The organism is Burkholderia sp. Ac-20345 (assembly GCF_017104825.1).
In the GTDB taxonomy this organism is placed as follows: Bacteria; Pseudomonadota; Gammaproteobacteria; order Burkholderiales; family Burkholderiaceae; genus Burkholderia; species Burkholderia lata_B.
Map to the genome: position 1 here is coordinate 75,799 of NZ_JAAGPO010000001.1, position 26,264 is coordinate 102,062.

Annotated in this window: 19 protein-coding genes; 12 read left to right on the forward strand and 7 right to left on the reverse strand. The window is 67.3% G+C overall.

Annotated elements, in window-relative coordinates:
- The first annotated feature begins 162 nt into the window (after positions 1–162).
- The 9 genes from G3O06_RS00340 to G3O06_RS00380 are packed head-to-tail and all read left to right on the forward strand — an operon-like array spanning position 163 to position 11,506.
- On the forward strand, positions 163–1,575 hold the full coding sequence (locus tag G3O06_RS00340) for an undecaprenyl-phosphate glucose phosphotransferase (RefSeq protein ID WP_241019420.1): 1,413 nt from the start codon (positions 163–165) through the stop codon (positions 1,573–1,575).
- 52 nt (positions 1,576–1,627) lie between these two features.
- Positions 1,628–2,800, forward strand: a complete 1,173-nt coding sequence (locus tag G3O06_RS00345; RefSeq protein WP_205814496.1) for a polysaccharide biosynthesis/export family protein — start codon at positions 1,628–1,630, stop codon at positions 2,798–2,800.
- The gene (locus tag G3O06_RS00350; protein ID WP_205814497.1) at positions 2,797–3,273 is read left to right on the forward strand and encodes a low molecular weight protein-tyrosine-phosphatase; all 477 of its coding nucleotides are present in this window, start codon (positions 2,797–2,799) and stop codon (positions 3,271–3,273) included. The genes G3O06_RS00345 and G3O06_RS00350 overlap by 4 nt, the downstream gene beginning before the upstream one ends.
- Positions 3,273–5,567, forward strand: coding sequence for a polysaccharide biosynthesis tyrosine autokinase (locus tag G3O06_RS00355; RefSeq protein ID WP_205814498.1), 2,295 nt, complete (start codon positions 3,273–3,275; stop codon positions 5,565–5,567). The genes G3O06_RS00350 and G3O06_RS00355 overlap by 1 nt, the downstream gene beginning before the upstream one ends.
- Positions 5,564–6,811: a glycosyltransferase family 4 protein gene (locus G3O06_RS00360; protein ID WP_205814499.1), complete on the forward strand. Its 1,248-nt coding sequence runs from the start codon at positions 5,564–5,566 to the stop codon at positions 6,809–6,811. Before G3O06_RS00355 ends, G3O06_RS00360 begins: the two co-directional genes overlap by 4 nt.
- A complete protein-coding gene (locus tag G3O06_RS00365) occupies positions 6,808–8,040 on the forward strand; it encodes a polysaccharide pyruvyl transferase family protein (protein ID WP_205814500.1) in 1,233 nt (410 codons plus the stop codon). The genes G3O06_RS00360 and G3O06_RS00365 overlap by 4 nt, the downstream gene beginning before the upstream one ends.
- The gene (locus tag G3O06_RS00370) at positions 8,034–9,326 is read left to right on the forward strand and encodes a polysaccharide biosynthesis protein (RefSeq protein WP_205814501.1); all 1,293 of its coding nucleotides are present in this window, start codon (positions 8,034–8,036) and stop codon (positions 9,324–9,326) included. The genes G3O06_RS00365 and G3O06_RS00370 overlap by 7 nt, the downstream gene beginning before the upstream one ends.
- Positions 9,316–10,443, forward strand: a complete 1,128-nt coding sequence (locus tag G3O06_RS00375; RefSeq protein ID WP_205814502.1) for a hypothetical protein — start codon at positions 9,316–9,318, stop codon at positions 10,441–10,443. The genes G3O06_RS00370 and G3O06_RS00375 overlap by 11 nt, the downstream gene beginning before the upstream one ends.
- A gap of 7 nt (positions 10,444–10,450) precedes the next feature.
- Entirely contained in the window at positions 10,451–11,506 is a 1,056-nt protein-coding gene (locus G3O06_RS00380) for an acyltransferase (protein WP_205814503.1), read from the forward strand.
- 463 nt (positions 11,507–11,969) lie between these two features.
- Here the strand turns inward: G3O06_RS00380 and G3O06_RS00385 are convergent, their stop codons facing one another.
- From G3O06_RS00385 to G3O06_RS00415, 7 genes are all read right to left on the reverse strand, one after another.
- On the reverse strand, positions 11,970–14,987 hold the full coding sequence (locus G3O06_RS00385) for an ATP-binding protein (protein ID WP_205814504.1): 3,018 nt from the start codon (positions 14,985–14,987) through the stop codon (positions 11,970–11,972).
- A 136-nt stretch (positions 14,988–15,123) separates the two neighbouring features.
- Positions 15,124–15,798, reverse strand: a complete 675-nt coding sequence (locus G3O06_RS00390; RefSeq protein ID WP_205814505.1) for a response regulator — start codon at positions 15,796–15,798, stop codon at positions 15,124–15,126.
- A 460-nt stretch (positions 15,799–16,258) separates the two neighbouring features.
- Complete coding sequence (locus G3O06_RS48820) at positions 16,259–16,453, reverse strand: hypothetical protein (protein ID WP_174987722.1); 195 nt, start codon at positions 16,451–16,453, stop codon at positions 16,259–16,261.
- Positions 16,454–16,562: 109 nt separating this feature from the next.
- Entirely contained in the window at positions 16,563–19,622 is a 3,060-nt protein-coding gene (locus G3O06_RS00400) for an ATP-binding protein (RefSeq protein WP_205814507.1), read from the reverse strand.
- A gap of 340 nt (positions 19,623–19,962) precedes the next feature.
- Positions 19,963–20,973: a hypothetical protein gene (locus tag G3O06_RS00405; protein WP_205814508.1), complete on the reverse strand. Its 1,011-nt coding sequence runs from the start codon at positions 20,971–20,973 to the stop codon at positions 19,963–19,965.
- A gap of 122 nt (positions 20,974–21,095) precedes the next feature.
- Positions 21,096–21,923, reverse strand: a complete 828-nt coding sequence (locus G3O06_RS00410; protein ID WP_205814509.1) for a hypothetical protein — start codon at positions 21,921–21,923, stop codon at positions 21,096–21,098.
- A gap of 120 nt (positions 21,924–22,043) precedes the next feature.
- On the reverse strand, positions 22,044–22,631 hold the full coding sequence (locus G3O06_RS00415; RefSeq protein ID WP_174968007.1) for an SEL1-like repeat protein: 588 nt from the start codon (positions 22,629–22,631) through the stop codon (positions 22,044–22,046).
- A 360-nt stretch (positions 22,632–22,991) separates the two neighbouring features.
- Here G3O06_RS00415 and G3O06_RS00420 point away from each other — a divergent pair, with 360 nt between their 5' ends.
- From G3O06_RS00420 to atsR, 3 genes are read left to right on the forward strand one after another with little or no spacing between them, the layout of a single operon-like run.
- Positions 22,992–23,864, forward strand: a complete 873-nt coding sequence (locus G3O06_RS00420) for a helix-turn-helix domain-containing protein (protein ID WP_174914271.1) — start codon at positions 22,992–22,994, stop codon at positions 23,862–23,864.
- Positions 23,865–23,906: 42 nt separating this feature from the next.
- Positions 23,907–24,410: a molybdopterin-dependent oxidoreductase gene (locus G3O06_RS00425; RefSeq protein WP_174914273.1), complete on the forward strand. Its 504-nt coding sequence runs from the start codon at positions 23,907–23,909 to the stop codon at positions 24,408–24,410.
- On the forward strand, positions 24,407–26,227 hold the full coding sequence (atsR, locus tag G3O06_RS00430) for a hybrid sensor histidine kinase/response regulator AtsR (RefSeq protein ID WP_205814510.1): 1,821 nt from the start codon (positions 24,407–24,409) through the stop codon (positions 26,225–26,227). The genes G3O06_RS00425 and atsR overlap by 4 nt, the downstream gene beginning before the upstream one ends.
- Positions 26,228–26,264 lie beyond the last annotated feature (37 nt).

Genomic DNA, 26,264 nt, shown 5'->3' on the forward strand with positions numbered 1-26,264 from the left:
CTGATCAGGTCGACCGGCACCCCAGGCAGCGTCTCCTTCCCCGATGGCATTTCCCATGCAGTGGAAACGGCGGCCGCGCTCTGCTCCGGCCGAGCGTGCGATTTCGCGTCGCAATCGGGACGACGGACGTCCCTTTCAATCAGAACGGCAGCAGAAGGGTATATGGATATTTCATTCGAACCACGGCACGCGCATTCAGCGCGTGCCGCAGGCGGCCTGATCGCGCGCATTGCTGACGTCGCCCTGATCTCGTTCGGCGCGCTGGCTGCCGCGCTGGTGTTGCCGGGCTCGGACAGCAACCGGTCGTCCGAACTGGCCGCCGTCGCCTGCGCGGCGACGTTCGCGCTGGTGCTGTTTCCCGCATTCCGCCTCTACCCGGCGCCGACGCGTACGCCCAAGCACCGCATGACGTTGCTTACCGCGTTTGCCTGGCTGATCGCGCAGGCTGGCGCAGCGATCGTGATGCTGGTGCTCGCGCCGACCCTTGCCATTCCGTTGCCCTGGTACCTGCTCTGGACCGCGACGAGCGGCGTCGCCCTCGTCGCATCGCGCCTCATCGCCGGCACGACACTCGAACGGATCGGCCGCCCGCAGGAAAGCGATCGCCTCGTCGCGATCGTCGGCACCGGCGCCCATCGCGACGCTGTCCTCGACCGCATCGCCAGTGTGCCGTCGGCCGGATTCCGCGCAGCAGCGATGTTCGATATCGCCAGTGCCAACACGACGAGCCCCGACGGCATGCCGCGCTTCTGCGAGCTCGATACGTTCGCCCAGCATGTCCGCACGCACGCGATTCCCGAAGTCTGGCTCGCGCTGCCGATCGGCGAGGCGCGCATCGTGATGGCCGTGCTCGATGCGTTCCGCGACGATCTCGTCAACATCCGCTTCATGCCGGACGTCAGCAAGCTCGCGATGTTCGACGGCGAAATGATCGACCTCGTCGGCGCACCGGCGATCAACCTGGTCGCGTCGCCGCTGTCGTCGCGCGCGCTGCTGCACAAGGCGATCTTCGATCGCGTGTTCGCGGCCGCCGTCCTCGTCGGGATGGCGCCGCTGCTGCTCGCGATCGCGGCGGCGGTGCGGCTGTCGTCGCGCGGCCCCGTGCTGTTCCGCCAGCAGCGCAAGGGCGCGGACGGCCAGGCGTTCACGATCTTCAAGTTCCGCACGATGCGGCTGCACGACGCGGGCAGCGAAGTGCACCAGGCGACGCGCAACGATCCGCGCATCACGCGGGTCGGCGCGTTCCTGCGCCGCACGAGCCTCGACGAGCTGCCGCAGTTCATCAACGTGCTGCGCGGAGAGATGTCGGTCGTCGGCCCGCGCCCGCATGCGCTCGAACACGACGACCTCTACCGGAAGATCGTCGACGGCTATATCCACCGCTACCGCGTCAAGCCCGGCATCACCGGATGGGCGCAGATCAACGGCCTGCGCGGCGAGACCGACCGCGTCGAAAAAATGCAGCGCCGCGTCGAAGCCGATCTTCACTACCTGCGCAACTGGTCGTTCGCCCTCGACATGCGCATCGTCCTGGCCACCGCCCTGCGCGGCTGGTCCCACCGCAACGCGTACTGATACGCACGCGGCACCGCCACCGTGCATCGCCGCATCACGATAAGGATGACTGATGACTTCCGCCATGATCGAGCGGGCCGGATCCGCACGTCCCTACCGCATGCGCACGCTGCTGGCCGCAACGGTCAGCGTCGCGCTGTCGGCCTGTGCATTCGCGCCCGGCATGCAGATGAGCCCACCGCCCGCCGCCGCTACCGACGGCCAGCCTGCCGGGCACGCGAACACCAGCGGGAGTGCCCTGCCGTTCCGGATCACGACGATCGACGCCAGCCTGATTCGCCAGCTCGACGTACAGGCCGCGCAGCAGCAGAACCTGCCATCCGACCGGCTGGCGGCTGCACCGGGCGCTTACCGCCTCGGCCTCGGCGACGTGCTGCAGATCACCGTCTGGGATCACCCCGAACTCGCTGCCGCGCAAGGCCCCGCGCAGCAGAACGCGCCGCGCACGGCCGATCCGGTCGCGGGCTTCGTCGTCGATCCGCACGGCAACGTGGCGTTCCCGTTCGCCGGCAGCGTGCCGGTCGCCGGTCTCACGGCCGACGCCGCTCAGGCGCGCATCGCCGCCGCGCTGTCGCGCGTCTATCGCAATCCGCAAGTGACGCTGCGTGTCGCGTCGTTTCGCTCGCAGCAGGTCTATATCGACGGCGAAGTCCGCACGCCGGGGGCGCAGCCCGTCAACGACGTGCCGATGACGCTCTACGAAGCGCTCGGCCGCGCGGGCGGGCTCGCCACGGCCGCCGACCAGAGCCGCATGACGCTCGTGCGCGACGGCGTGTCCTATCCGCTCGACCTGACGCGCATGCTGCGCGACGGCCGCAATCCGGCCGACGTCGTGCTGGCCGCCGGCGACCTGCTGCACGTGCCGGCGCGCAGCGACTACGGCGTGTACGTGATGGGCGAGGTGAACAAGCCGTCGCTCGCGGTGCCGCTGCGCGACGGCCGGCTGACGCTGTCCGACGCGCTGTCGCAGGCGGGCAGCGTGAACGCGAATACCGCCGACGCCGCGCAGATGTTCGTGATCCGCGGCTCGCAGACCGGCGACCCGCAGGTGTTCCACCTCGACGCGCGCTCGCCCGTGTCGATGGTGCTCGCCAACGAGTTCGCGCTGCAGCCGAAGGACATCGTCTATGTCGACGGCAACGGCCTGGTGCGCTTCAGCCGCGTGCTGAGCCTGCTGCTGCCCGGCGTCAACACCAGCGCCACCGCCGCGCTCGCCGTCAAATGAGCGCCGTCGCCACGCTGCTCGTCGTGTGCGTCGGCAACGTCTGCCGCAGCCCGATGGCGCAGGCGCTGCTCGCAGCGCGCCTGCCCGGCGTCGACGTGCGGTCGGCCGGCATCGGCGCGCTCGACGGCCAGCCGGCCGACCCGCATGCCATCGGCCTGATGCACGAGCGCGGCCTCGACCTCGCCACGCACCGCGCGTGCCAGGTGTCGTCACGACACGTCACGCGCGCCGACCTGATCCTGACGATGGACCTCGGGCAGAAGCGCTGGCTCGAGCGCCGCCACCCGTTCCTGTGCGGCCGCGTGTTCCGCCTCGGCAGCGCCGGTCATGGCTTCGACGTACCCGACCCGTATCTCGGCCCACGCGCGTCGTTCGAACACAGCCTGCGGCTCATCGAGCGCGGCGTCGACGCGTGGTGCGCGCGCATCGCGCCGGCCGCCGCCCCCTCCACCCCGCTTTCCGGACCGAATTGATGACCTCTCCCGTTTCCCGCGAACGATCGCACGATCGCGGCGCCGAGCTCGACCTCGCCGGCGTCGTCGACGTGCTCGTGTCCCAACGCTGGTTGATCGCACTGGCAGCCGCCGCCTGCGTCGGCGCCGGCACGCTGTACGCATTTCTCGCCCCACCGCAATACCAGGCCGACATCCTGCTCCAGGTCGAGGACAGCGGCGCCCCGTCCGCCGCGAACAGCATGCTCGGCGATGTGTCGTCGCTGTTCGACATCAAGTCGAGCGCGTCGGCCGAAGCGCAGATTCTCGCGTCGCGGCTCGTCGTCACGCGTGCCGTCGACGAGCTGCGCAGCTACATCGTCGCGCAGCCGAAGCGTTTTCCGCTGGTCGGCGATTTCGTGTCGCGCTTCAACACCGGCATCGCGCACCCCGGCCTCCTCGGTTTCGGCGGTTATGCATGGAGCGAGGAAACGATCGGCGTCGCGCGCTTCGACGTGCCCAGGCCACTCCAAGGCGAGCGCTTCGAACTGACGCTGCTCGACGGCCAGCGCTACCGGCTGACCGGGCCCGCGCTGCCGTCGGCCGTCACCGGCCGCATCGGGCGCCTGGAAACCTTCCCCACCGCGAGCGGCCCGATCGCGCTCGACGTCGCGCGCATCGACGCGAATCCTGCCACCCGCTTCACGCTCGTGCGCGAATCGCGCGCCGAGACGATCGACGCGCTGCGGCGCGGCCTCGACGTCCAGGAAAAGATCAAGCAGTCGGGCGTGATCGTCGCGACGCTGCGCGGCCCCGACCCGCAACGAATCCAGGCGCAGTTGCAGGCAGTCGCGGACCACTACGTGCGCCAGCACATCGAGCGCAAGTCCGCCGACGCGGCGCAATCGCTCGCGTTCCTCAACGCGCAGCTGCCGGTGCTCAAGCGCCAGTTGCAGGACGCCGAGCAGCGCTACACCGACATGCGCAACGCGAACGGCACGATCGACCTGACCGAGGAAGCGAAGCTGATCCTGCAGCAGACGGCCGACGCGACCACGCGCCGCCTCGAACTGCAGCAAAAGCGTGACGAGATGGCCGCGCGCTTCGCGCCGGGCCACCCCGACATGGTCGCGCTCGACGCGCAGATCGCCACGCTCGGCCGCGAACAAAGCGGGTTCGAGCGTCAGGTGCGGCGGCTGCCCGACCTGCAGCAAAACGCCGTTCGGCTGATGCTCGACGTGAAGGTCGACACCGATCTCTATACGGCGCTGCTCGCGAACACGCAGCAGCTCGAACTGGTCAAGGCCGGCAAGACCGGCAGCGTGCGGCTCGTCGATACGGCGATCGTGCCCGAGGATCCCGTGCGCCCGAAGCGGCCCGTCGTAATCGCGGCGGCCGCGCTGATCGGGCTCGCGTTCGGCATCGCGCTCGCCTTTGCACGCGACTTCCTGTTCGGCGGCGTCCGTCACGCGGACGAGATCGAGCGGCATCTCGACATCGACGTCTACGCGACGATTCCCGATTCGGCGGCCCAGCGGCAGATGGCGCGCCGCATCGCGCAGCACGCACCGGGGCCGAACCTGCTGAGCGCGCGGCACCCGCACGACCCGGCCGTGGAAAGCCTGCGGAGCCTGCGCACGGCGCTGCGCTTCGCGATGCAGGGCGCGCGCAACAACGTGCTGCTGCTGACCGGCCCCGCGCCGGGCGCGGGCAAGTCGTTCGTCGCGGCGAATTTCGCGGCGCTGCTCGCGGCCAACGGCGAGCGCGTGCTGCTCGTCGATGGCGACCTGCGCAAGGGGCATCTGCACGAATCGCTCGGTGTCCCGCGCGAGCGCGGTTTCGCCGAGCTGCTGTCCGGCACCGCCGCACCGGCCGACGTGACCTGCCGCGACATGGTGCCACGCCTCGATTTCATCCCGACCGGCACGGTGCCCGCGTATCCGTCCGAGCTGCTTGCCGACGAACGCGTTGCCGCGCTGCTCGACGTGCTGTCGGCCCGCTACGACGTCGTCGTGATCGACGCGGCACCGATTCTCGCGGTGACCGATGCGGTCACGCTCGGCCGCCATGCCGGCACCGTGCTGCTCACGGCGCGCGCCGCCTCGACACGCGTCGCCGAACTGGACGAAGCCATGCGGCGCCTCGCGCACAACGGTGTCGCCGCGAGCGGCGTGCTGCTCAACGGCGTCGATCCGCACGTCGGCCGGTACGGCTCGCGCTACGGCGCCTATCGCTATACGCAGTACCGTTACGCGCCGCCGCGTCGCGGCCTGGCAGCGTCGATCGGCCGCACGCTGCGCGCGCTCGTGTCCGGCCGCCGGGGAGAGCCGCGATGAGCGATACCCGTCACCTCGAACGCGTCGCGATACGCGATGCCGCGCCGGCGGGCGCTTCCGCCACGACCGAATCGTGCTCACCGCAAGCCCCGGCCCGTGCGGCGCGCCTGCGGATCGCGCTCGTCGTCGAAGCCGCGGGCGGCGGCGTGGCCGTCCATCTCGCCGACCTGATCGACGGATTGGGCGCCACCGACGGCATCGAACTGCACCTGATCGTGCCGCACGGCCCGCGTTTCGACGCAACGATCCTCGATGCGCGCGTGCTGTCACGCTGCGCAAGCGTGCATACGGTGCCGATGCAGCGCGCGATCGGCTGGCGCGACGCGCTCGCGATCGCCCACGTCTATCGCCACCTGCTGCGTATCCGTCCCGACATCGTGCACAGCCACAGCTCGAAAGCCGGCGCGATCGCGCGCCTGTGCCAGGGGCCGTGGCGGCAGGTGTACACGCCGCACGCGGTCTATACGCTGAACCCGACGCTGGGCAACCGCCAGCGCCGTTTCTACGGAACCATCGAGCGGCTGCTCGGCCGCCTGTTCACGCACCGGATCGTCGCCGTCTCGCGCGACGAGGCGCAACACCTGAACGAAGCGCTCGGCATTCCGGCTGCGCGGATCGACACGATCGTCAACGGCGTCCGACCGCCCGCACTGATGCCGCGCGAGGCGGCAAGACGGGCACTCGGCATCGCGTGTGATGCGCACGTCGTCGGTTTCGTCGGACGCTTCGATCATCAGAAGGGCATCGACCGTCTCGTGCGGATCGCGCGCGGCGTGTATCGCCAATGCGGCCGCACCGTGCAGATCGTCGCGATCGGTTCCGGCGACTTCATCACGGCGGCCGGCAACGAAGCCGACGATCTTCCGCCGAATCTTCACGTCGCCGGCCGCGTGAATCACGCGAGCCGCTATTTCTCCGCATTCGACCTGTTCGCGTTGCCGAGCCGCTACGAAGGCTTTCCGTACGTGTGTCTCGAAGCGATGGCCGCCTGCGTGCCGATCGTCGCCACGCGGGTGTCCGGCGCGACCGAGCTGATCGACACGCATGGCATCGGCGTCGTGGTGCCGAACGAAGACGACACGACGCGCTTCGCCCGCGCAATCGTCGCGCTTGCCAACGATCCGGCCGCACGCGACGCGATGCGCGCGAACTGCGCGGCGGCCTTCGGTCACTTCTCGGCCGAAACGATGGTCGCGCACACGCTCGACCTCTATCACACCCTTTCCCGACGAGGCCCGGCATGACTTCCCCCACTCACGTCGCGCTGCTGCACGCGTACAGCGCCCGCAATTCCGGTGACGGCCTGCTGGTCGACCTGTCCGTCGGCCTGCTCAATGAGGCCTTCGGCGATGCCGTCCGCGTGTCGATCGTCGCGGCCGATCCGGCTTCGTTTCCGGCATACGACGACGTATGCGCGGCGCCCGTGCTCGCGGCGCGCGGCACGGACCGGCTGGTCGGTGCCGCCACCGCCGCGCTGCCCGTTCGAATGAACGGCAGGTTGAAAGCACTGCGCGGCCTGCTCGACGAAGTCGACCTGATCGTCGGCGTGGGCGGCGGCTATCTGCGTGCGCGCACGGCCATCGAAGCGCTCAAGCTCGAAGCCGGCCACCTGCTGCAAATGCGGGCCGCGCTCGCTTCCGGCAAGCCCGCCGTCTATCTGCCGCAAAGCATCGGCCCCGTGCTGTCCTCGCGCGCCGTCGGCACGCACCTGCAGTCGCTGCTCGGCGCGTTCGATTCGGTGTTCGTGCGCGACGACCGCTCCGCCGCCTTCCTCGCCGCGAATCCGAATACGCGGCGCGCGCCCGATCTCGCCGTGCTCGACTTCGGGCATCGCAGCGAGACCATCCTTCGGCATGCCGCGCCGACAAGCGATACCGCCCGCCATGTCGCGTTCGTGCTGCGCCGCGCGCCCGCCTGGAGCGCGGAGCGACGCGCGCGCTACGACGCGTCGATCGCGCGGATGGTCGAACAGGTGCGTGCGACGTGCCGGGTCAGCTTTGCCGTGCAAAGCACCGGGCGCGGCAACGACGATCCTGCGTACTACCGCGGCCTCGGCATCCAGGAACCGCTGACGCCGCTCAAGACGCTCCTCGAAACCGACCGGCCGGACGTCACGGTGTCGGTTCGCCTGCACGGCGCGCTCGAATCGATCCTGCATGGCGTACCCGCCTTCCACGTCAGTTACGAACGCAAGGGTTTCGGCGCGTATGCGGACATGAAGCTCGGCGACTGGGTCGTCAACGGCGCGGACTTCGATCCGGCGCGCGTCTGCCGGACGATCCTCGCACCCGGCGCGGCTATGGCGTTCTGGAATGCCGCACAGGGCGGTTTTGCGAGCATCCGTGCCGCACGCGCGCGCGTGATCGATGCGCTGCGCGCGGCCCATCGTGCCGATTCCGACCCCGACCCCGACATCGAAACGAAAGCCAAAGCCAAAGCCAAAGCCAAAGCCGACGAGGCCGTACCATGCTGACGCGCCTGCTCCTGCGCGGCCTGGCGCTCGGCCTGAAATTCGCGCTCGCGATCATCGTCGCGCGCACGCTCGGCTTCGACGCGGTCGCCGCGTACGGGCTCGCGGTCGCCGCCGCCGTGATCGCATCGAAGCTGCTCGGCCTCGGCTTCAGTCCCGAACTCAACCGGCGACTCAGCGAACCCGATCCGCTGCCCGCGTTCGGCGCAATGCGCACCCTCTGCATCGTGTACGGCGGGCTCTCCCTGCTGCTCGTCGCGACGCTCGCCATTGCGACCGCCAACGGCGATGCGGCCCTGCTCGCCCGCTTCGGCCTATCGACGCGGCTCGCGTGGTGCGTGCTGCTCGTCGCGCTGTCCGAGCATGCGGCATTCGAGGCGAACGGCTGGCTGTTCTCGCTGAATCGCCCTCGCGCCGGCTCGCTGCTGCTGTTCGTCCGCACCGGCGCATGGGCCGGCGTCGCGGGAACGGGGTTGCTCGCCGGCACCCTGCATTCGATCGAATCGGTGTTCGCGCTCTGGTTCGCGGCCAATGCGTGCGTCGTCACGCTTTCGTGGTGGCGTATCGGCGCGGCTGCGCGCCGGGTGCGCGGCAACCCGCAGGCTACTCGCTCACCGGCCGTGCGCGAGCGCGGTGTGCTGTCGGTCTGGCGGCACGGGATGCCGTTCTACGTGGCAGGCATCGTCCTCGCATCGTTGCAATACGCGGAGCGGTTCATCGGCGGCGGCCACCTCGGCGCCGATGCGCTCGGCCGGTACGTGTTCGCTTGGTCGATCGCCAATGCGATCCAGGCACTCGCGTTCTCAACCGTCGTCGTGACGGCCGGCCCGCGCTTCGTGCGCGTGCTGTCCGACGCGCCGCACACATTCTCCCGGCTTGCCGTGCGCGCGACGGTGGCCAGCGTAGCCGTCACCTCGATCGCGGCAGCCGTGATCCTCGCGCTGCATCGCGACCTGCTCGCGCTCGCGCACGAGCCGGCGGGCACCGGGCAGTTCGCGCTGCTCGCGATCCTGCTCGTGTCGTTCGTGCTGCGCGGCGCGGCGGACGTGCTGTGGACGGCCGCGATCGCGCTGCGTACCGGCTGCACCGTGATGCTGTCGATGATCGCGCTCGCGCTGTCGTACCTGCCGCTTGCGTGGAGCCTGATCGTCCACGCTGGCGCGATGGGGGCGGCCATCGCGCATCTGGCGGCCAGCGCCGGCATCGTCGCCACGCTGGCGCTGATCGTCGCACGCACCGGCCGGTCCCGCGCGGCCGTCAGCAAGGAGACTGCCCTGCATGCTGCGTAACCTGATAGCCGGTGGCCCGGCACTGAGCCGCGGCGTGACGCGCACCGTCGGCGCGATGATCGTGTTCGTCTACTGGATCGTCTACGCCAAGGCCGGCACGCTCCTGCCCGAGTTCGTGTTCCGTGACGCGGAGAAGATCCAGAGCCAGATCGGCGGCGGCAGCACCTACGAGGGCACGTCGTTCGATGCGGTCGCGAAATTCTATGCGCTGCTCGGCCCGGCCGGCACGTCGCTGTTCGTTGCCGCGATCGGCACGGCGTTCATCTGGCGGATCGTCGGCGAAGGCCGCCGCCTCGGGTCGGTGGCCGCGACCATCGTCCTGCTGGCGCCGTGCGTGTTCTTCAACCTGTTCGTCGCAAGCAAGGACACGCTCGTCGTCCTGATCGCGCTCGTACTGGCCAGTACTGCGCGACGTCGATCGACCGCGTGGACCCTCGCGGCCGTCGTCGCGCTCTACGCCGGCTACGCGGCCGTCGTACGCAGTTACTTCGCGCTGGTTCTCGCGATCGCGCTGGCCGCCTTCCTGTTCCGGCACGTGTCATGGCGCGGCAGGACGTTGCTGATCGGCGCGGCCGCGATCACGCTGTTCCTGCTGCCGTCGGACGTGTACTACCTGCTCCAGCATCCTCGCGACATGGCCGCCGACTATCTCGCCTACGGCTCGCCGTTCGGCGCACGCACGAGTTTCTACAACCCGGTCGCTCCCGATTCGTTCATCGCCTTTTGCGCGAACTATGCGTATGCGGTGCTGCGGTTGAATCTGCCGCTGCTGTTCGACGTGGGCCTCAAGGAATGCGCGATGCAGTTGTTCGTATGGATCGCGCTGGCTGCCGTGTGGCGTCGCGCACGGCATCACGCGCATCCAGCCCGTGACCTTCTCGCCTGCGTCGTCATCGGTCACGTCGCCGTATCGATGTTGTTCGAACCCGATCTCGGCAGCTATACACGCCACCTGTCGAGCGTCGCCTTGCTGTGCGCGCTTCAGTTCGCGGGATTCGATTCGCGTGCCGGTCGACGCGGACCAAAGCGCGATGCCGCGACGAACGACACACCGCAACCAAGCGTTCCCGCCGCGCCGACGCTCGCCCGCCTGGCGCACGAGGACACCCCCCGCTGAACCCGACATGCAGACCTTCCCCATCCATTCCGGCATCTTCCGGAATCTCCAGTGCGCACGCGCATTCGCGGCGCTCGCCGTCGTCGGCTATCACATGGGCGTGCTGCCATTCGGGCAGGCCGGCGTCGATATCTTCTTCGTCATCAGCGGCTTCATCATGTCCGTCGTCGCGCCACGCGAGGGGCACGCGTTCCTGCGCAGGCGCCTGATCCGGATCGTGCCACTCTACTGGCTGACCACGCTAGGCGTGTTCGCGATCGCGGCCGTGAAGCCCCAATGGCTGAATTCGACGACAGCCGGCCTCGGCTATCTCGTCAAGTCGCTGCTTTTCGTGCCGTACGTGAAGGAGAATGGCCATTGGGGGCCGCTGAACCTCAACGGCTGGACGCTCGAATACGAGATGCTGTTCTACCTCGTCATCGCCGGATCGATGTGGTTCGTCCGCGCCCGCCATGCAACGACGTTCGCGGCCTTCGCGCTTGCGCTGTTCTGCGCGTACGTGGCCGCCGGCGGCCCGGCAGGCGAAGTCGCCGCCCATCTCGGCCAGCCGTTCGTGCTCGAATTCGGGCTCGGTGTACTCGCCTGCCGTCTGCTGGAAACCCGCATCGCCGGGCGCATTCCGCGCTTCGCGTGGCTCGCTGCGGCCGCGGCGGCGCTCGCGGCGATACCGCTCGCCGCCACGTTGTCCGGCACGCCGGCCGGCTTTGAACGTGTTTTCTGGTGGGGCATGCCGGCCTTCGTGCTGATCGTCGCGGCGGTCGCGCTCGACCTGCGGGGCTGGTCAATCGGGAGCGCGACGCTCGCCCGCCTCGGCGATGCGAGCTATTCGATCTACTTGCTGCATCCGTATGTGATCGGTGCAGCGAACAAGATCGTCGGGGTGCGCCTCGATACCGGTACGTGGCTGGGCACGGCGACCGTGCTCGCGACGCTGGCTACAGTCTGCGCATGCGGTTGTGCCTGTCATGCGTGGATCGAACGGCCAATGCTTGCTGTCTTGAAGCATTGGATGTCGCGGAAGCGCCGCGCATCGGCGGGCTCGTCGGGATCGACAACGGTGTGATCGACCATTCGCGGCGTACCGGCAGTGCCATCGCCGACCGCAATTTCGCGAACGTTCGACGTGTTCGGCAATTCGTCCTTGAGTGAATATCGCCAGAACTACAGCGCTCGCCGGTGTCGACTACCGGGCGCTATGGGGCAATCGTGCAAGCGGAAGCAGCGATGAACGGATCGGCAGCAACCTCGGCGTATTGATCCGTTCAGAATGAATTACTTGTTCGTACGGGTCGTGCCACGGCGGGCGGCGAAGCGCCATCGCCGTGGCACATCCGCTGTCGGTCGAATCGGCTAGGCGCCGCGGCGCCTCGCGATCGCGTCTATCCCCGCACGACGCGTTTGCTTTCCTTTAATGAATGCACCGCTGCCCGATTTTGCTTCCAGTCGTTTCCATCTGCGCGCCGACCGACATCATGACGCCCAGTCCGGCAGGATGCGCGACGATCCTTGACGATCACCGCGCCGCCTCAATGGCCGATCCGCTCCAGCGCATGTTCGATCGCAACCCGGAACGCGTCCCAGTGCAATGCGAACGCCGCGGCGCCGCCCGAATTCACGGTCGCTTCCATCTGTGCACACGCGTCGCGCGCGACACTGTCGCCGGCCAGCGCGAAACCACCGCGCATCGAGTGCAGTTCTATCGCAAGCGCATTCGCGTTGCCGTTCGACAGCGCCGCCTCGATCGTACCCAGCGAGCGCAGTGTGGCTTCGCGCAACGCGTGGCGAATTTCGTCGGTCACGACCGGTGACTGCTCGCGCGCAGCGGATTGCGCATGCTCCGCCCGCACGCCGCGTTGCCCCCCATGCCGCTGTAATGCCGCGTCGAGCACATCCATCGACAACGGCTTGAGCACGACCGCCGCCACCCCCACCTGTGCACAGCGGCGACGATCTTCATCGGTCGCGTGAGCGGTCATCGCAATCACCGGTACTTGCGCGCCCTGCTCGCGCAGGAAATTCGCCAATGCGAAGCCGTCTAGCTGCGGCATGTTCAGATCGGTCAGCACCACGTCGAACGGGTGCTCGAAGTACGCACGCATCGCTTCGACACCGTTCTCGACGATCGTCGCGTCGTGGCCGAGCGCGTCGAGTTGATCCCGCAGCAGCGCGCGGCTGGCCGGGTGATCTTCGGCCACGAGCACGCGTAGCGGCGGCAGGTCATCGTGTTGCTGCGGCGCGTTCGGAGCGTGCGCCGCATCCGGTTCCGGTTCTGCCCCCCGCCAGCCGGCAGGCGCGGCGGGTAGCGGCAGTGTTGCCACGAACGTCGACCCCGCGCCTACCCGGCTCTCGACCGTCAGCTCGCCGTGCATCAACCGCGCAATGCGCCGGCACAGCGGCAATCCCAGCCCGGTGCCGCCGAAACGGCGATAGATCGAAGCATCGGCCTGCATGTAGACGTCGAACAGCGTCGGCAACGCCTCCTCGGGAATGCCGACGCCCGTATCGCGCACGGCAATCTCGACGTGGCCGGCGCCGATGTCGCCGCGAGCGAGTCGCGCGTCGATCGCAATGGCCCCGCGCTCCGTGAACTTGATCGCATTACCCACGAGGTTCGACACGATCTGCCGCAGCCGCGTCGGGTCGCCGATATGGCCATCCGCCAGTTCGGCCGCGATACCGCACTCGAGCGTCAGCCCTTTCGCTTCCGCGAGCGGCCGGAAAATCGCAGCGACGTCCTGCAGCACGCGCTTCAAGTCGAACGGAATCTGCTCCAGCGCCATCTGGTTCGATTCCGCCTTCGACAGGTCGAGCACGTCGTTGATCACGCGCAGCAGCGCATCCGACGACGAGACGATCGTCTTCAGGCGGTGCCGCTCGACCGCCGGCAATTCGGCCCGCTCCATCAGTTCCAGGTTGCCGACGATCGCATTGAGCGGCGTGCGGATCTCGTGACTCATCGTCGCGAGGAACGTCGATTTCGCCTTGTTGGCATCGTCCGCGGCTACGCGCGCTTCGCGCAGCTTGTCCTCGGTCAGCTTGCGGGCCGTGACGTCGGTCAGCGTGCAGAGCAGCACGTCGACGCCGCGGAACCTGGTGCGGACGATGTACGCCGCGAGATACGTCGTGTCGTGACCGGTACGCTCGACCGCCAGTTCCTGCTGCATGACAAAGCGCCGCTCGTCCGCGCCGGCCCGTTGTCGCTCGCGACAGGCCCGCCAGATACGTTTGCCGAGCGGGAGCCCCGATACGCCATCTTCGTACGCGAGCGCGGCGTCGTTGCGCACCATCGTTTCGCCATCGGCCGCCGACAGCAGCAGCAGCCCGGCCGGTGCGTTGCGGATCAGCGTCCGGTTGAACGCCTCGCTTTCGATCAGGCGGATCGCGCGCCGGTTTGCCGGGCGCAGCGCGCGACGATCGAACACGACGATCGTGAACCAGAGGAGCGCAATGCCGAACAGCGCGATGCCGAGTGTCACACTCGCGCGGACCCAGATCGCTTTCGCCACGCTGCGCCACGAGAAAGTCGTCACCATGACGAGGCTCGAATCGGGCAGGCGGTCGCTGACGACGAACCGCGTGCCGATCCTGCGCACGATCACGTGCTCGCCGAACGGATCGCGAACGCCGGCCAGCGCATGCCCGATCATCGCCGGATCGCGCAGGTTCCCGAACACGATATTCCGGCGCGCATCGACCACCGCGATATCCTCGTCGTCCGAGTCCGGCGACATGACGTGGCCGAGGTTGAACGTGCCGTTGAACACGACCCAGCCGAACGGCCGTCCGGCCGCGTCGTCCAGCCGCCGGGCGAACCGCACGAGCGTACGCCCGACGATCGGATCGAAGCGGCGATCGAGCATGAACGTGGCGTCCTCCATGTCGGGCTTCTGCTTCGCCGCACCGGTGGGCATCAGCGCGGCAATCAGCGCCTTCACGTCGATATCGGGCGGAAGCGCACGTGCGCGCGCGACGAGCCCTTCGCCCTGCACGGCGAAGAACGGGGCGTCGAGCCCGATCAGATAGCCACCGAAGGGCTCGGCGTCGGCCGGCTTTGGCCGATATCGCGTATTCGAGCCGATTAGCCCGAGCGCGGTCCCGAGATACCGTGCATACGATTCGGCGGGATGGTCCACCCCGATCCCGGCCACCAAAAGAATCGGCTCTCCGCCGCCCTCGGTCCGCAGGGGCAACCGGCCCTGCTGCGCCGATAATGCCCGCATCGCTTCCGGCGACGGTCGCAAATCCCGATTCCAGGCCTGTTCCACTCGGTTCCCGAGGTTCAACAGCATCCGGTCCGCACTCTGCTGTGTCGCGTAAAACACGGCTTCGCGCTGCAGAAACGTCGAACGCGCCCGCGAGTAGTAGTCCTGCACGTCTAGCCACAGGACGAGCGCCGTGCAGACGAGCATGAACAGCGTGACCGCCGTGCCGCCGCCGTACAGCAAAAGCGCCTGCTGACGCCGGACCCGGTACGGATCGAACGCCTTGTGGCCGGTCACGGGCCTGGCCGCGTGCGACGCGAGTCGTTTCAGTTTTGCGGGCATGGATCCATTATCGGTGGCGGCGAACGCGGCAATCACGCGCCGGACGTGCGCATCCGGCAGACTGCCCGGCCGGATCGCCCGCCGCCGCGCTCGGCACTTTTCGATACATTCGGCGCGCCCCCGTTCAGCGCGCCGGCTATTCGCCAGCGGCCGGCGCGTCGGGCGCCGAAGCGTCGACCAGGTTGCCGTCGCTCGCATATCGGATCAGATCGGCATCGCGCACGATGCCGAGCTTCTTCATTGCGCTCGTCTTCTGCGAGCTGATCGTCTGCTTGCTGCGGTGAAGTTGGGCGGCAATCTCGCCAACCGTGTAGCCTGCGCCGAACAGCCGCACCACCTCGATCTCGCGCGTCGTCAGCGGCCGGGCCGAATCGGATGTGCCCGCGGACTCCAGCAGTTGCTTGATATGCGGCGACAGGTAGTTGGCGCCGACGTACGCCGCGTGCACCGCGCCGACGAGATGCGAGATCGCATCCGACTTGCTCAGGATGCAGCCGACGCCCTGCTTGCGGATCGCGTGCAGCACACTGGGATTATCGATCATCGTGATCGTCACGAGCTTCAGCGCCGGATAGCGGCGCTGCAGGAACGACAGCAGCACGAGCCCGTCGCCGAACTTGCCGCCGGGCATCACATAGTCGACCACCAGCACGTCGCTCGGTTTCTCGTCGAGCGCTGCCACGAGATCGGTCGAATTGGACACGGAGCCGACGAACCGGATCGTGCTGCTATCGGCGAGCGCCTGCGACATCCCGATTGCGGATGACGGGTGGTCATCGGCCACCATCACACGCACAAAGAATTCATCCATCGTCCCATTTCTCCCCGAGGCTTTTGATCGCGCATCCACCGACAGCCGCAGGATTCGGGCAACCGTTCCGGCTCCGTTCCATCCAGCCGACAGGCCGTCGATTCGACCCGTCGCATTCGACACATCGGAGAATGCAAGCGCGACTCGATTTTAAGATAAAACGTGGGCAAGACCATGAGCATTGGCCGACAGGCCGAAGCAGACTGCATGTCGCGTCGCCCTGCCGCATGCCTGGCATGGCCGCGCTGGCCGAACGCGTACGGGCGTTGCCGATCGGCATGCCCTACCGGGCCGGCGCTACGCATCAGAGCGAGACACGCGCCAACGCATGCGGCGGCTTCCCGGACCGGAACGCCGCATCGCACGTCACCCCGCCCCGTCCCGCTCCCTTGCCGCCGCAGTCACTCGCGCAGCAGCGAGCCTGCCGCGCATCGACCGCTTGCCGGTATCCGGATCGTCGTTATGGTCGGTGGACACCCTCGCCCGATTCGCCCCGTTCCTCGACCGCCTGCTTCCATTCGCTGATCGCGCGCCGCTTCTGCATGGGCGACATGATCAGGAATTCGTTCATCCTGCCTAGAAAGTCCTTTCTGGATTTCTCGGGAAGCGTAGCGAAATCGAGCAACATTACGAAGACTTTCACCATGTAGCGCACGGTCTTCCCCTCTTCTCACCTGATTGATCTGCTCCGCCGTTGCCGATGCGTCGCGCCGCCTTCCATTCTTCGGACCGCGTCGTCACCGCCCACGACAATCGACACGCGTTCATGTCGTGCCGCCGTGTGCGAAACGCGCGACGTCCTGTTCTTGTATTCCCGCTCCATGCTCCGACGCACCACGCCGTCGAGCGATGCCGGCCAACGCGCCGCGCAGATGCGCGAGCGTCACCGGCCTGGTCAGCACGCAGCCGATTCCGGCGTCCGCATAGCGCCGCCTGTCGACGGGCGCGACATGCGACGTCACGACCACCACGTCGCAGCCCGCGCCGACATCCCGCACGGCGTTCGCCAGCGCGCAGACCGACATGTCCGGCAGGTCGGCATCCACCAGCAGCACCTGCCATGCACCGGTGGCCAGCAGGTCGAGCGCCGCTTCGGCCGACCTCGCCGTCCGTACCTCGCAACCCAGCACGTGGAGTTGCTCCAGCAACAGCGTGCCGCTAACGGAATCGGTGCTGGCAAGTGCCACACGCCATGCGCGCTGTCGAACCGCTTCGACGTGCGTGCTCGCCGGCCGCTGTACGACAAGGCCGCCGGTGTCGGCCATCGCCTGCTCGAACGCGGCCTTCAAGCCGCGAAGTGCATAACTCGACACGCGTATCGTCCTGCCCGCCCGATACGCTTGCGGCGGGCCGTCCGGTGTGGCGAACACGACAGGGCAGTCGCCATCCAGGCTGTCGAACTCCGCGCGCGACCACGCATCCGAATCGCCGAACAGGACGATCGCGGCGGCCCGCGCACGACGGTCGGCCGGGATCCGAGCCGGGCGCTCGTACGCGTCGACGTCGAAGCCCCATGAACGCAGATGCGGCAACGCGAAGCGCTGCCATTCCGTACGTGCGACGACGATCAGCGGCGTGCGCGCGCCGCGCGCGGGATGCGCGTCGAGCGGCACGACAGCCATCCCGAGCGGCACCGTCAACGTGAAACGGCTACCGGTGCCCGGTACGCTCGCCACGTCGATCCGTCCGCCCATCGCGGCTGCGAGGCGATCGCACAACGCGAGCCCGAGCCCGGTGCCGCCATAGCGGCGCGTGATCGACGCGTCGACCTGCGAGAACGCCTTGAACAGCTTGTGCCGATCGGCGCCCGCGATGCCGATACCGGTGTCTTCCACCGCGATCGACAGCTCGGCGTCGCCGCATCCGGCCGACGCCACCGACACACGCACCAGCACGTGCCCATTGGCGGTGAACTTGACCGCGTTGCTCAGCAGGTTGCCCATCACCTGCCCGAGCCTGGTCGGGTCACCACGCATCCGCTGCGCGTCGCTCGCGTCGATTTCGCAGAACAGCGACAGCCCCTTCGCCTTCGCGACGGGTGCGAACGCGCCGAGCGTGCGCTCGATTACGCCGATCACGTCGAACTCGATCGCTTCGACCGTCATCGCACCGGCTTCGATCTTCGAGAAATCGAGGATGTCGCTGACGAGGCCGAGCAGCCCCGACGCGGCGGCACGCAGTGTTTGCACGCGGCCGTGCTGTGACGCATCCAGCGCAGAGCGGTCGAGCAGTTCGAGATTGCCGAGAATCACGTTGAGCGGCGTGCGGATTTCATGCGTGATCGCCGCCAGGAACGATGACTTGGCTGCGTTCGCCGAATCGGCCGCGCGCACCGCTTCCTCGAGCTGCTGGACGAGTTGCCGCCGTGCAGTGACGTCGGCGACCGCGACGATCAGCACGTCGATCTCCTGGTAACGCGCGCCGCACGCGCTCACCTCGAGATGCAACGGCGCCGCGCCGGCATCCGCATCGGCCAGCACGACATCGGTCTGCAGCGTGCCGCCGGCCGTGCCGCCCGCGATGAACGCGTCGTAGCGTGCCACCGCCTGCGCGGACAGCGTGCGATAGTCGCTGCCGAGCCGCGCGAGCATCTCGGCCAGTGCGGGGCTGACGAGCATGAAATGTCCGTCGGCGCGCGAGATCAGACCGAGGCCGATCGGCGCCGTCTCGATCACGCTGCGGCACAGCGCTTCGCTGTCGAACACGCGCTGCGAACGCGCGTAGACGGACGCGAACACTCGGCGATGGAAACGCACGAGCATGATCCACATGATCGCGATGGTGAGCAGCGACGCGCCGAGCAGGAGGCTCGCGCGCAACGCGACGCTCGCGACGACGTCCGCCCACGGCAATGCATACGCAAGCGTCCAGCCCGTTTCATCGAGGGTACCGTGGAAGATCACGAAGCCGTCGCGGAACACGGCCTGCTCGGGCTTCGTGCGATCGCGCAACGGATCGAGCGCCAGCAGGCGGCCGGTGCGCGCTTCGTCGCCGGCCACGCCGGGGCTCGCGGCGACGAGGCGGTTGTCGCCGGTCGTCACGAAGAAAACGCCGTCGACCGGATGCTCGGGAAGCCACGACAGCAGATGTTCGGGCGCATATTCGGTGACGAGCACCGCGAACGGCTCGCCGTCGACCTGCGCCTGCGCGGCGATCCGGATGCGTGCGGCGCCCGACACCGGATCGGTGAACGGCGGCAACCAGCGCACGTGCGGGCGACCGGCGGTACCGGCCACCTGCGCCGGGTCAGTGCCGAAATCGATCCGCAGTGCCTCCATCACGCGCGCGCGGCCTTCCGGCGTAGCAAGCGCGCCGCCGCCGGCCCCCGAATCCGGCACGAGCCCGAGCAGGCTCGTGCGCGTGCTGTAGTGATAGCCGACGAGCGTCTGCCCGCGATTGATCGAGCTCGCCGCGCAGATGCGCGCCAGCAGCACCGACAGCGACAGGTAGCGCGCCACTTCGGTTCGGTCGGGGGGCTGCTTCGACACGCCGAACACGACGGACGGATATGGCTTGATCGCGGCCCGCTCGCCCGCTTCATAGAACGCGTCGACCACACTGTCGGGCACCGGCCCGGTTTCCCGCCAGATCAGCTGTGCATTGGTCACGCCGTTGCGGAACGACGTCTCGCTCACCTTGATCTCGTTGAGCGTCTGCACCATGCCCGTCAGGAAATTGTGCCGCTCGCCGTCGAGATAGCCGTACACGATCGAACCCATCCCGAGCGCGCAGGCGATCAGGATCAGGATCGTGACGACGATCCCGCCGCCGAACACCGAGATGTTCTGATAGCGGCGGATGGATTGGAGCGGGCTGTAAGGCATGTCGCAATGCGACGATGCCGGATGCCGGCATGCGTACGTCTCCGGCTCCGGCATCGTGCAGGAAGGTGGCTCAGGACGATTGGAGTGCCACGATCATGCCAAACGACTTGCCGAAAATCAGTCCGTTATGAACGGTTTAGTACATGTCCAATATGATTTGGAGGCAGATTTGAACTTGAACGAAATTTGCACCCCCGCCCGGTCGTTGGGGGTCAGGATGCGGCCATGATTGCCGGATCGGCGCCGGACGAAAGAAAACGGGGCGGACACCGTCTTGCCGGTGCCCGCCCCGCCTCGAAAAAGCCGACAAGCGGCCGCGCGATGCAGCCGCCTCGTTCGCTCAGTTCTGCGTGAGCGGATTCAGCGTCGTGCACAGGAAGCCCGTGCAGTTCTTTGGCGTGAAATAGAACGACGCCATCACCGGGCTCGACGTGCCGAGCGCGATATCGCTCAGATAGGCGGCCCCCTGCGCGCCGAACGTGTTCGCCTGCTGGACGAAGCTCGCACCGGTCGACTGGATCGCGGCAGACTGGTACGTGAAGGTCGGCGACTGCGTCTGGTCCTTCACGTAGACCCACGAGATCGCCATGCCGAACGCCATCGCGCCCTTCGCGCGATAGCCTTTCGCCCCTTCGCTGTTGGCCTGCGCGATGAAGTCGCCGACAGTCGAGGTCGGCGCCAGCGCGTCGTACGTATAGGTCGCGTTCGATGCGTTGTTCTTCATGTAAATGTTCGCCTGCACCGACGCCACCGCGATCGGCCCCAGGAACCAGTAGCCCGACTGGCCCTGGCCGTTCGCCTGCGTGAGGAACGCGTTCGCATCGGCCGGCAGGCCCGTCGTCGTGTACGTGTAAGTGGCCGACGATCCGCCGTCCTTGCGATAGAGATCGCCGTACGTAAGCGGGCCTTCGTAGCGGTAGCCGCTCGCCCCTTGCGCGTTGGCCGCGTTGACGAAGGATGTCATGTCGGCCGGCGCCGTCTGCAACTGGTACGTGTAGGTCTGCGCGGTGCCGTCGTTCACGAAGATCGACTGCGTACCGCCGCTGGAAGCGTTGTAGTAGTAGTCGCCCAGATAGCGGTAGCCCTTCGCGCCTTCGCTGTTGACCAGCGTCAGGAAGCTCGCCTTGTCGGCCGCGACAGGCTGCGCCTCGTAACGCCACGTCAGCGTGCCGCCACCCGAGCCGCCCGAGCCGCCACTGCCGCCGCTTCCCGTCCCGCCCGAACCCGTGCCGCCGCTGCCGCCGTTGTTGCTCGTGCCCGATCCGCCACCTGACGATGCGGGCGAGGAATCGTCGCCGCCGCAAGCGGTCAGCGCCAGACAGGTCAGTGCGATCAATGCAACGGCTTTCATCGGGATCACCTCAATGCAAAAAGGACGAACGAAGCCGGTACGCGCGGATCTCGCCGCACGCACGGACAGTCACGAATCACGAATCAGGCATCGGCCGGCGGCGCACCGCCGGCCCGGGAGCGTCAGTTGACCTGGAGCTGGCCACCGCGGCCGAGGCCGCCCTTGACGTCCTGCGCCTTGTAGCTGCGCAGCGCAACGACCATCTTGTTGTACGCGTCGATGAACGCAACGACCGTCGCCTTGCCTTCCGGCGTCGCCGAGAAGCCGGCGAGCGCGCCGCCCACGCCGCCGCCGAAGCCGCCCAGCGCCGCGCCGTAGTTGGTCGCCGTCGAGCTGCCTTCCGACGCCGCGATCTGCACGGCCGAGCGCACGTCGAACAGCGTCAGCGTGACGACCGATGCCTTCGTCTGCAGGTGGCCGGCCACCGCCGCGACCGCGCCGTTGCCGATCAGCCCGCCGATCATGCTGCCGATGCCGCCGATCGGCGAATCGTTGATGACGATCTGCGGTTCCATGTAATAGTCGGCCGCGACACGCTGGCCCTTCTGCTGCTTCGAGCCCGCGCGGTATTCGCCCGAGTTGCGCTGCAGCTGCGTGATGCGCGACAGGCGCGCGTCGCTCTTCTGGTTGCCGATCGACGTGATCACGAAGCAGTTCGACTGCTGGACGGCCAGGCGCAGCAGCGGGTCGATGGTCGTCATCTTGGTCGCGCTGCCGAACGGGCCCCACCAGTCGGCGTTGCGGCCGTCGTCGACGGCGATCGTGCCGAGCGGCGACGCACAGCGCTGCAGCCCCGAATCGGCGCCGGCGCTCGTGCCGCCCGCGGCGGCACCGGTTACGCCCGCATTCTGGCCGCCGGGCGTCACCACACCGCCGCAGCCCGCGACGGACGCGCAAAGCGCTGCGACCAGCGCACCTTGAGTGAGACGTTGGGAAAGGATGGTCTTCATGTCGTTATCGATCGATTAGAGTCGTTGTTCGGCTTATGTGTTCGTGCGAACTTCGATAAGCCCCCCGGCTGGCGCGCGATGGTGGTCTCCCCGCTGCTGCCCCCGTTGCTTCAGGCCCGGTCAGTAGTACCAGTACGTCTGCTGCCAGACGCCGTAGTACGGATAGCCCGAGTACCAGTAGCCGTAATAGACGTCACGCCATTGCGTGCGCCATTTCCAGTCTTCTTCGTCTTCCTTCTTGGCCTTGCGCGCGAGATCGAGCAGCTTTTTCGATTCCTTGTCGCCGCGGCCGGCCGCGATCGACAGCCACTTCTCCGCTTCGCGTGCATCCGAGCCCATTTCCTCGAGGCCGAACAGGTAGAAGCTGCCGAGCGCCTTCTGCGCCTGCAGGTCGCCGCGCTCGGCGGCGTCGCGCATCCACTTGAGTGCCTGATAGCTGTCCTGGCGCACGCCGTCGCCGCGGAAATAACGCAGGCCGAGGTCGTAGGCGGCCTTCGGCTGGGTCTTCGCGGTCTGCTTCAGCGCAGCGATGCGGGGGCTTTCCTGGTCTGCCGAATCGTCCCTTTTTTGATAGGACACCTGATCTTTAGGACGGTCGGAACAACCTGTGTCGTCGCAGATCCGCACCGTGTTGCTGGTGAGGGACGGATCCTGCGCGCACGCGGCCAATAGCAACAGCAGCCCCGGTGCGAGTAAACGGCGGTACATTGTTACCTTCCTCAAGTTTTATTGGCGCCGCAATTCTTCGAGCTATCCCACCCCCGCGAGCTCGCACCCGGCTGCGCGCGGCGCAACGGATACAATCCGTCAACGCCGACACGCACTCCAAGGCTCTCTCAGGTTCTCTCTTCGAATCGTTCCGTCACTGCTTCATTGTTGTCGCTTTTCGCTGTGCCGATCATGGTCGGCATCGACCTCCAAACATGACGCGACAAACAATAGTGACGTGGTGAGCAATAATAATGAAGAAAAAAGGCATGTCAAGGTCATTCGCATTTTCAAAGTTTGCATGACGCGTCAGTTTTGATATGCTCACCCTCGCCCAAAACCCCTGGAGACCCCATCGAGATGTCCAACAGCGAGCAGGCCAACGTCGATCTCATCACCGCCAACAAGGTGCGCGACCTACTGAACCGCAACGGCATTCCACCGCGAAGTCACAACACGACGATCGCGAATGTGCTCGGCCTGAGCTTTTCGGTCGTCACGCGCAAGATGAAAGGTCTGATCCCGTGGAACCTGTCGCAGTTGCAGGACATCGCGACGCACTTCGGCGTGCCGCCCGCGATCCTGCTCGACGACAAGGGCACGCAGCCGGCCGCCGCCGAGATGATCGACGCGACGCTCGTGATCGAGTCGCGGCGTTTCCGCTGCCGCGCCGCGATCTCGTCGAAAGCCAGTAGCCAGGCCGAGACGGACTTCGTCGCGCTGCAGTGGCAAGGCGAATGGCTCATCACCGAGCGTCAGCACGCGCGCGAGGGCCGCACGTATCCGGTCGACGTCATTGAGCTGCGCTCGGCCCAGCCGAACGTGTATGCGGCGCGCATCGCCGTGGTCGACGATTCGCAGGACGTCGCCGAGACGGTATGTGAATATTTCATCGAAAAAGGCGTGAATGCGATCCCGTACTTCGACGGCGCGACGTTCCGCAAGGCGCTGGAGGTCGAGGATTTCGACGGTTACATCCTCGACTGGATGCTCGGCGACCAGACGGCCGCCGAACTCGTGCGCGGCATCCGCTCGAGCGAGAACAGCGGTGCGCCGATCTTCCTGCTGACCGGCAAGATCTCGACCGGCGAAGCCAGCGAGGACGAGATCGCGCACATCGTGTCGCACTACAACGCGCGCTGCGAGGAAAAGCCGGTGCGCCTGCCGATCCTGTTCGCCGAAGTGGCGCGCGAGCTGAAGATCACGCTGCCGGCCGCGGCCGCCGCGAACTGACACCACAACGACAAATCACCACCGCACGACCGAGGGCACGACATGCGAATTTCGACCATCTGGACCAAGAGCCTGCTGACGGCCTGCCTGCTCGGCATGGCGGCCGCGACCTGGGCCGCTTCGTCGTTTACGTTCACCGTCGACGGCAAGATCGACAAGCACAACCAGCAGGGCAAGACGGCGTACGTGTTTTCCGAGCAGGCGCTGATGGCGCTGCCGCAGCACACGATCGTCACGTCGACGAGCTGGACGCCGAAGGCAGCCTTCACCGGCCCGCGCCTGTCCGACATCCTGAAGACCGTCGGCGCGCACGGCACGCAGATCGAGTTCCGCTGCATCGACGAGTACACGTTCACGATTCCCGTATCCGACGCCGATCGTTACGGCGTGATCCTCGCGCGGACGATGAACGGCAAGGTGCTCGGCAACGACAACTACGGCCCGCTGTGGATCATGTACCCGCGCGACCAGTATCCCGATGAACTGAAGACGCCGCTCGGCGAAGCCAAGTTCGCGTGGCAGATCATCGGCCTGACGGTGAAATGAAACGCCGGCGATGGAAAAATAGAAAGATCATCCTGGTCCTCGGCTCGCTGTGGATCATGGGTTTTGCCGCATGGGCGTTCCTGCTGTGGGACCTCCTCGCCACGTCGGTCAACGAGGGCGTGCTCGAAGGGCCGCGCGAAGGCGTGTTCTGGACCGCCGCGCAATACCGGAACGTCTATGTGCGGTTCGACCGGCAACTGATCCTCTACGCGACGCGCGAGGACGACGACTTCAATCACGTGCAGATGCAGCTCGACAGCCTGTCGGTGTCGTTCGGTTTTCTGCAGCGGCCATCGGAAGTGTCCGAATACTGGCTGCGCATCCCGCGCGCGCGCAACGAGATCGACGCGCTCGGCGAATTCATGACGCGCCTGAAGCGCGAAGTGCCGTTGCTGCGCGACTCGCCGAAAAACGCGCAGCAGGTGATCGACGAAGTCAATGCGTACTGGCCGAAGGTCAACGGCCTCGCGAACTATTTCCGCGCGATCGAGATGGCGCAGCGCGACTTCACGTTCCATCAGCTGAAGGAAAAGCAGCGCGCGATCCTGATCCTCGGCATCGTGCTCGGCGTGATCCTGTGCGCGCTGTTCCTGCTGCTGTTCTATACGATGCGCACGCGTGACGACCTGCTCGAACGACAGGACGCGGCGCTCGACGCCGAACGCAAGGCGTCCGACCGCGCGTTCGAAATGATCGAGGCGAAGAACGCGTTCCTCGGGATGGTCAGCCATGAGTTGCGCACGCCGCTGCAGGCGATCTGCGGATCGGTCGAGATCCTGCTCGCGCGCCCGCAGTCGGACGCGAACCTGAAGACGATCCGGCGGCTGCAGAATTCGGCGTTGTCGCTCGAAGCGCTCGTCAAGGACCTGACCGACTACATCAAGCTGCGCTCGACGAAGCGCCTCGCCGAACGGGAAACCGTCGGCATCGCGTCGCTGCTCGCCGAGGTGCTCGACCCGCTGCGCGAGAAAATTGCGGCCAAGCGGATCGCGGTCGCGCAGCAGGTCGAGCCGCACGACCTCGCGATCCGTTCCGATCGCAAGCTGCTGCGCCAGGTGCTGTCGAACCTGATCGAGAACTCGGTCAAGTACACGCTCGGCGGATCGATCCACGTGTCGATCACGCTCGCCGACGCGCCGGCCGGCCAGCAATTGAAGATCGCCGTGCGCGACACGGGCACCGGCATCGCGAAGCCGCACCTGTCGAAGATCTTCGAGCCGTTCTACCGCGCGAACGACGCGGTCGGGCTGCACGTGGACGGGATCGGCATGGGGCTCGCCGTCGTGCGCGAAATCGTGACGACGCTGCGCGGGCATGTGGACGTGCGCAGCGTGGTCGGCGAAGGCAGCGAGTTCGTCGTGACGCTGCCGGCCGAAGTGCCCGGCATCGACACCGCAGGTAACGCGGCCGGCGACACGCCCGCGCTACCGCACGCGGCCGCGCACCGCGACCGGCGCGCACTGGTGGTCGACGATGACGACAACGCGCGCGAAACGCTCGGCGCGATGCTGTCGGCGCTCGGCATCGAAGCCGATCTGTGCGGCACCGGGCAGGAAGGCGTCGCGCGCTTCGGTACGAGCCGTTACGACATCGTCGTGCTCGATCTCGAACTGCCGGACTTGAGCGGCTTCGAGGTCGCGCGGCGCATTCGCGCGGTCGCGGTACCCGACGACGACGGCCGGCATCCGGCAATCCTCGGCGTCAGCGCGTATGAATCGACCGCGCTGAGCGAGAACAAGCAGGTGTTCGACGAATTCCTGCCGAAGCCCGTCCACCTGCGCGAACTCGGCGCGCTCGTCGAGAAGCTGCTCGCCTGAGCCGGCGCGCAGGCGAAGTGCCGCTTGTTGCCGCTTG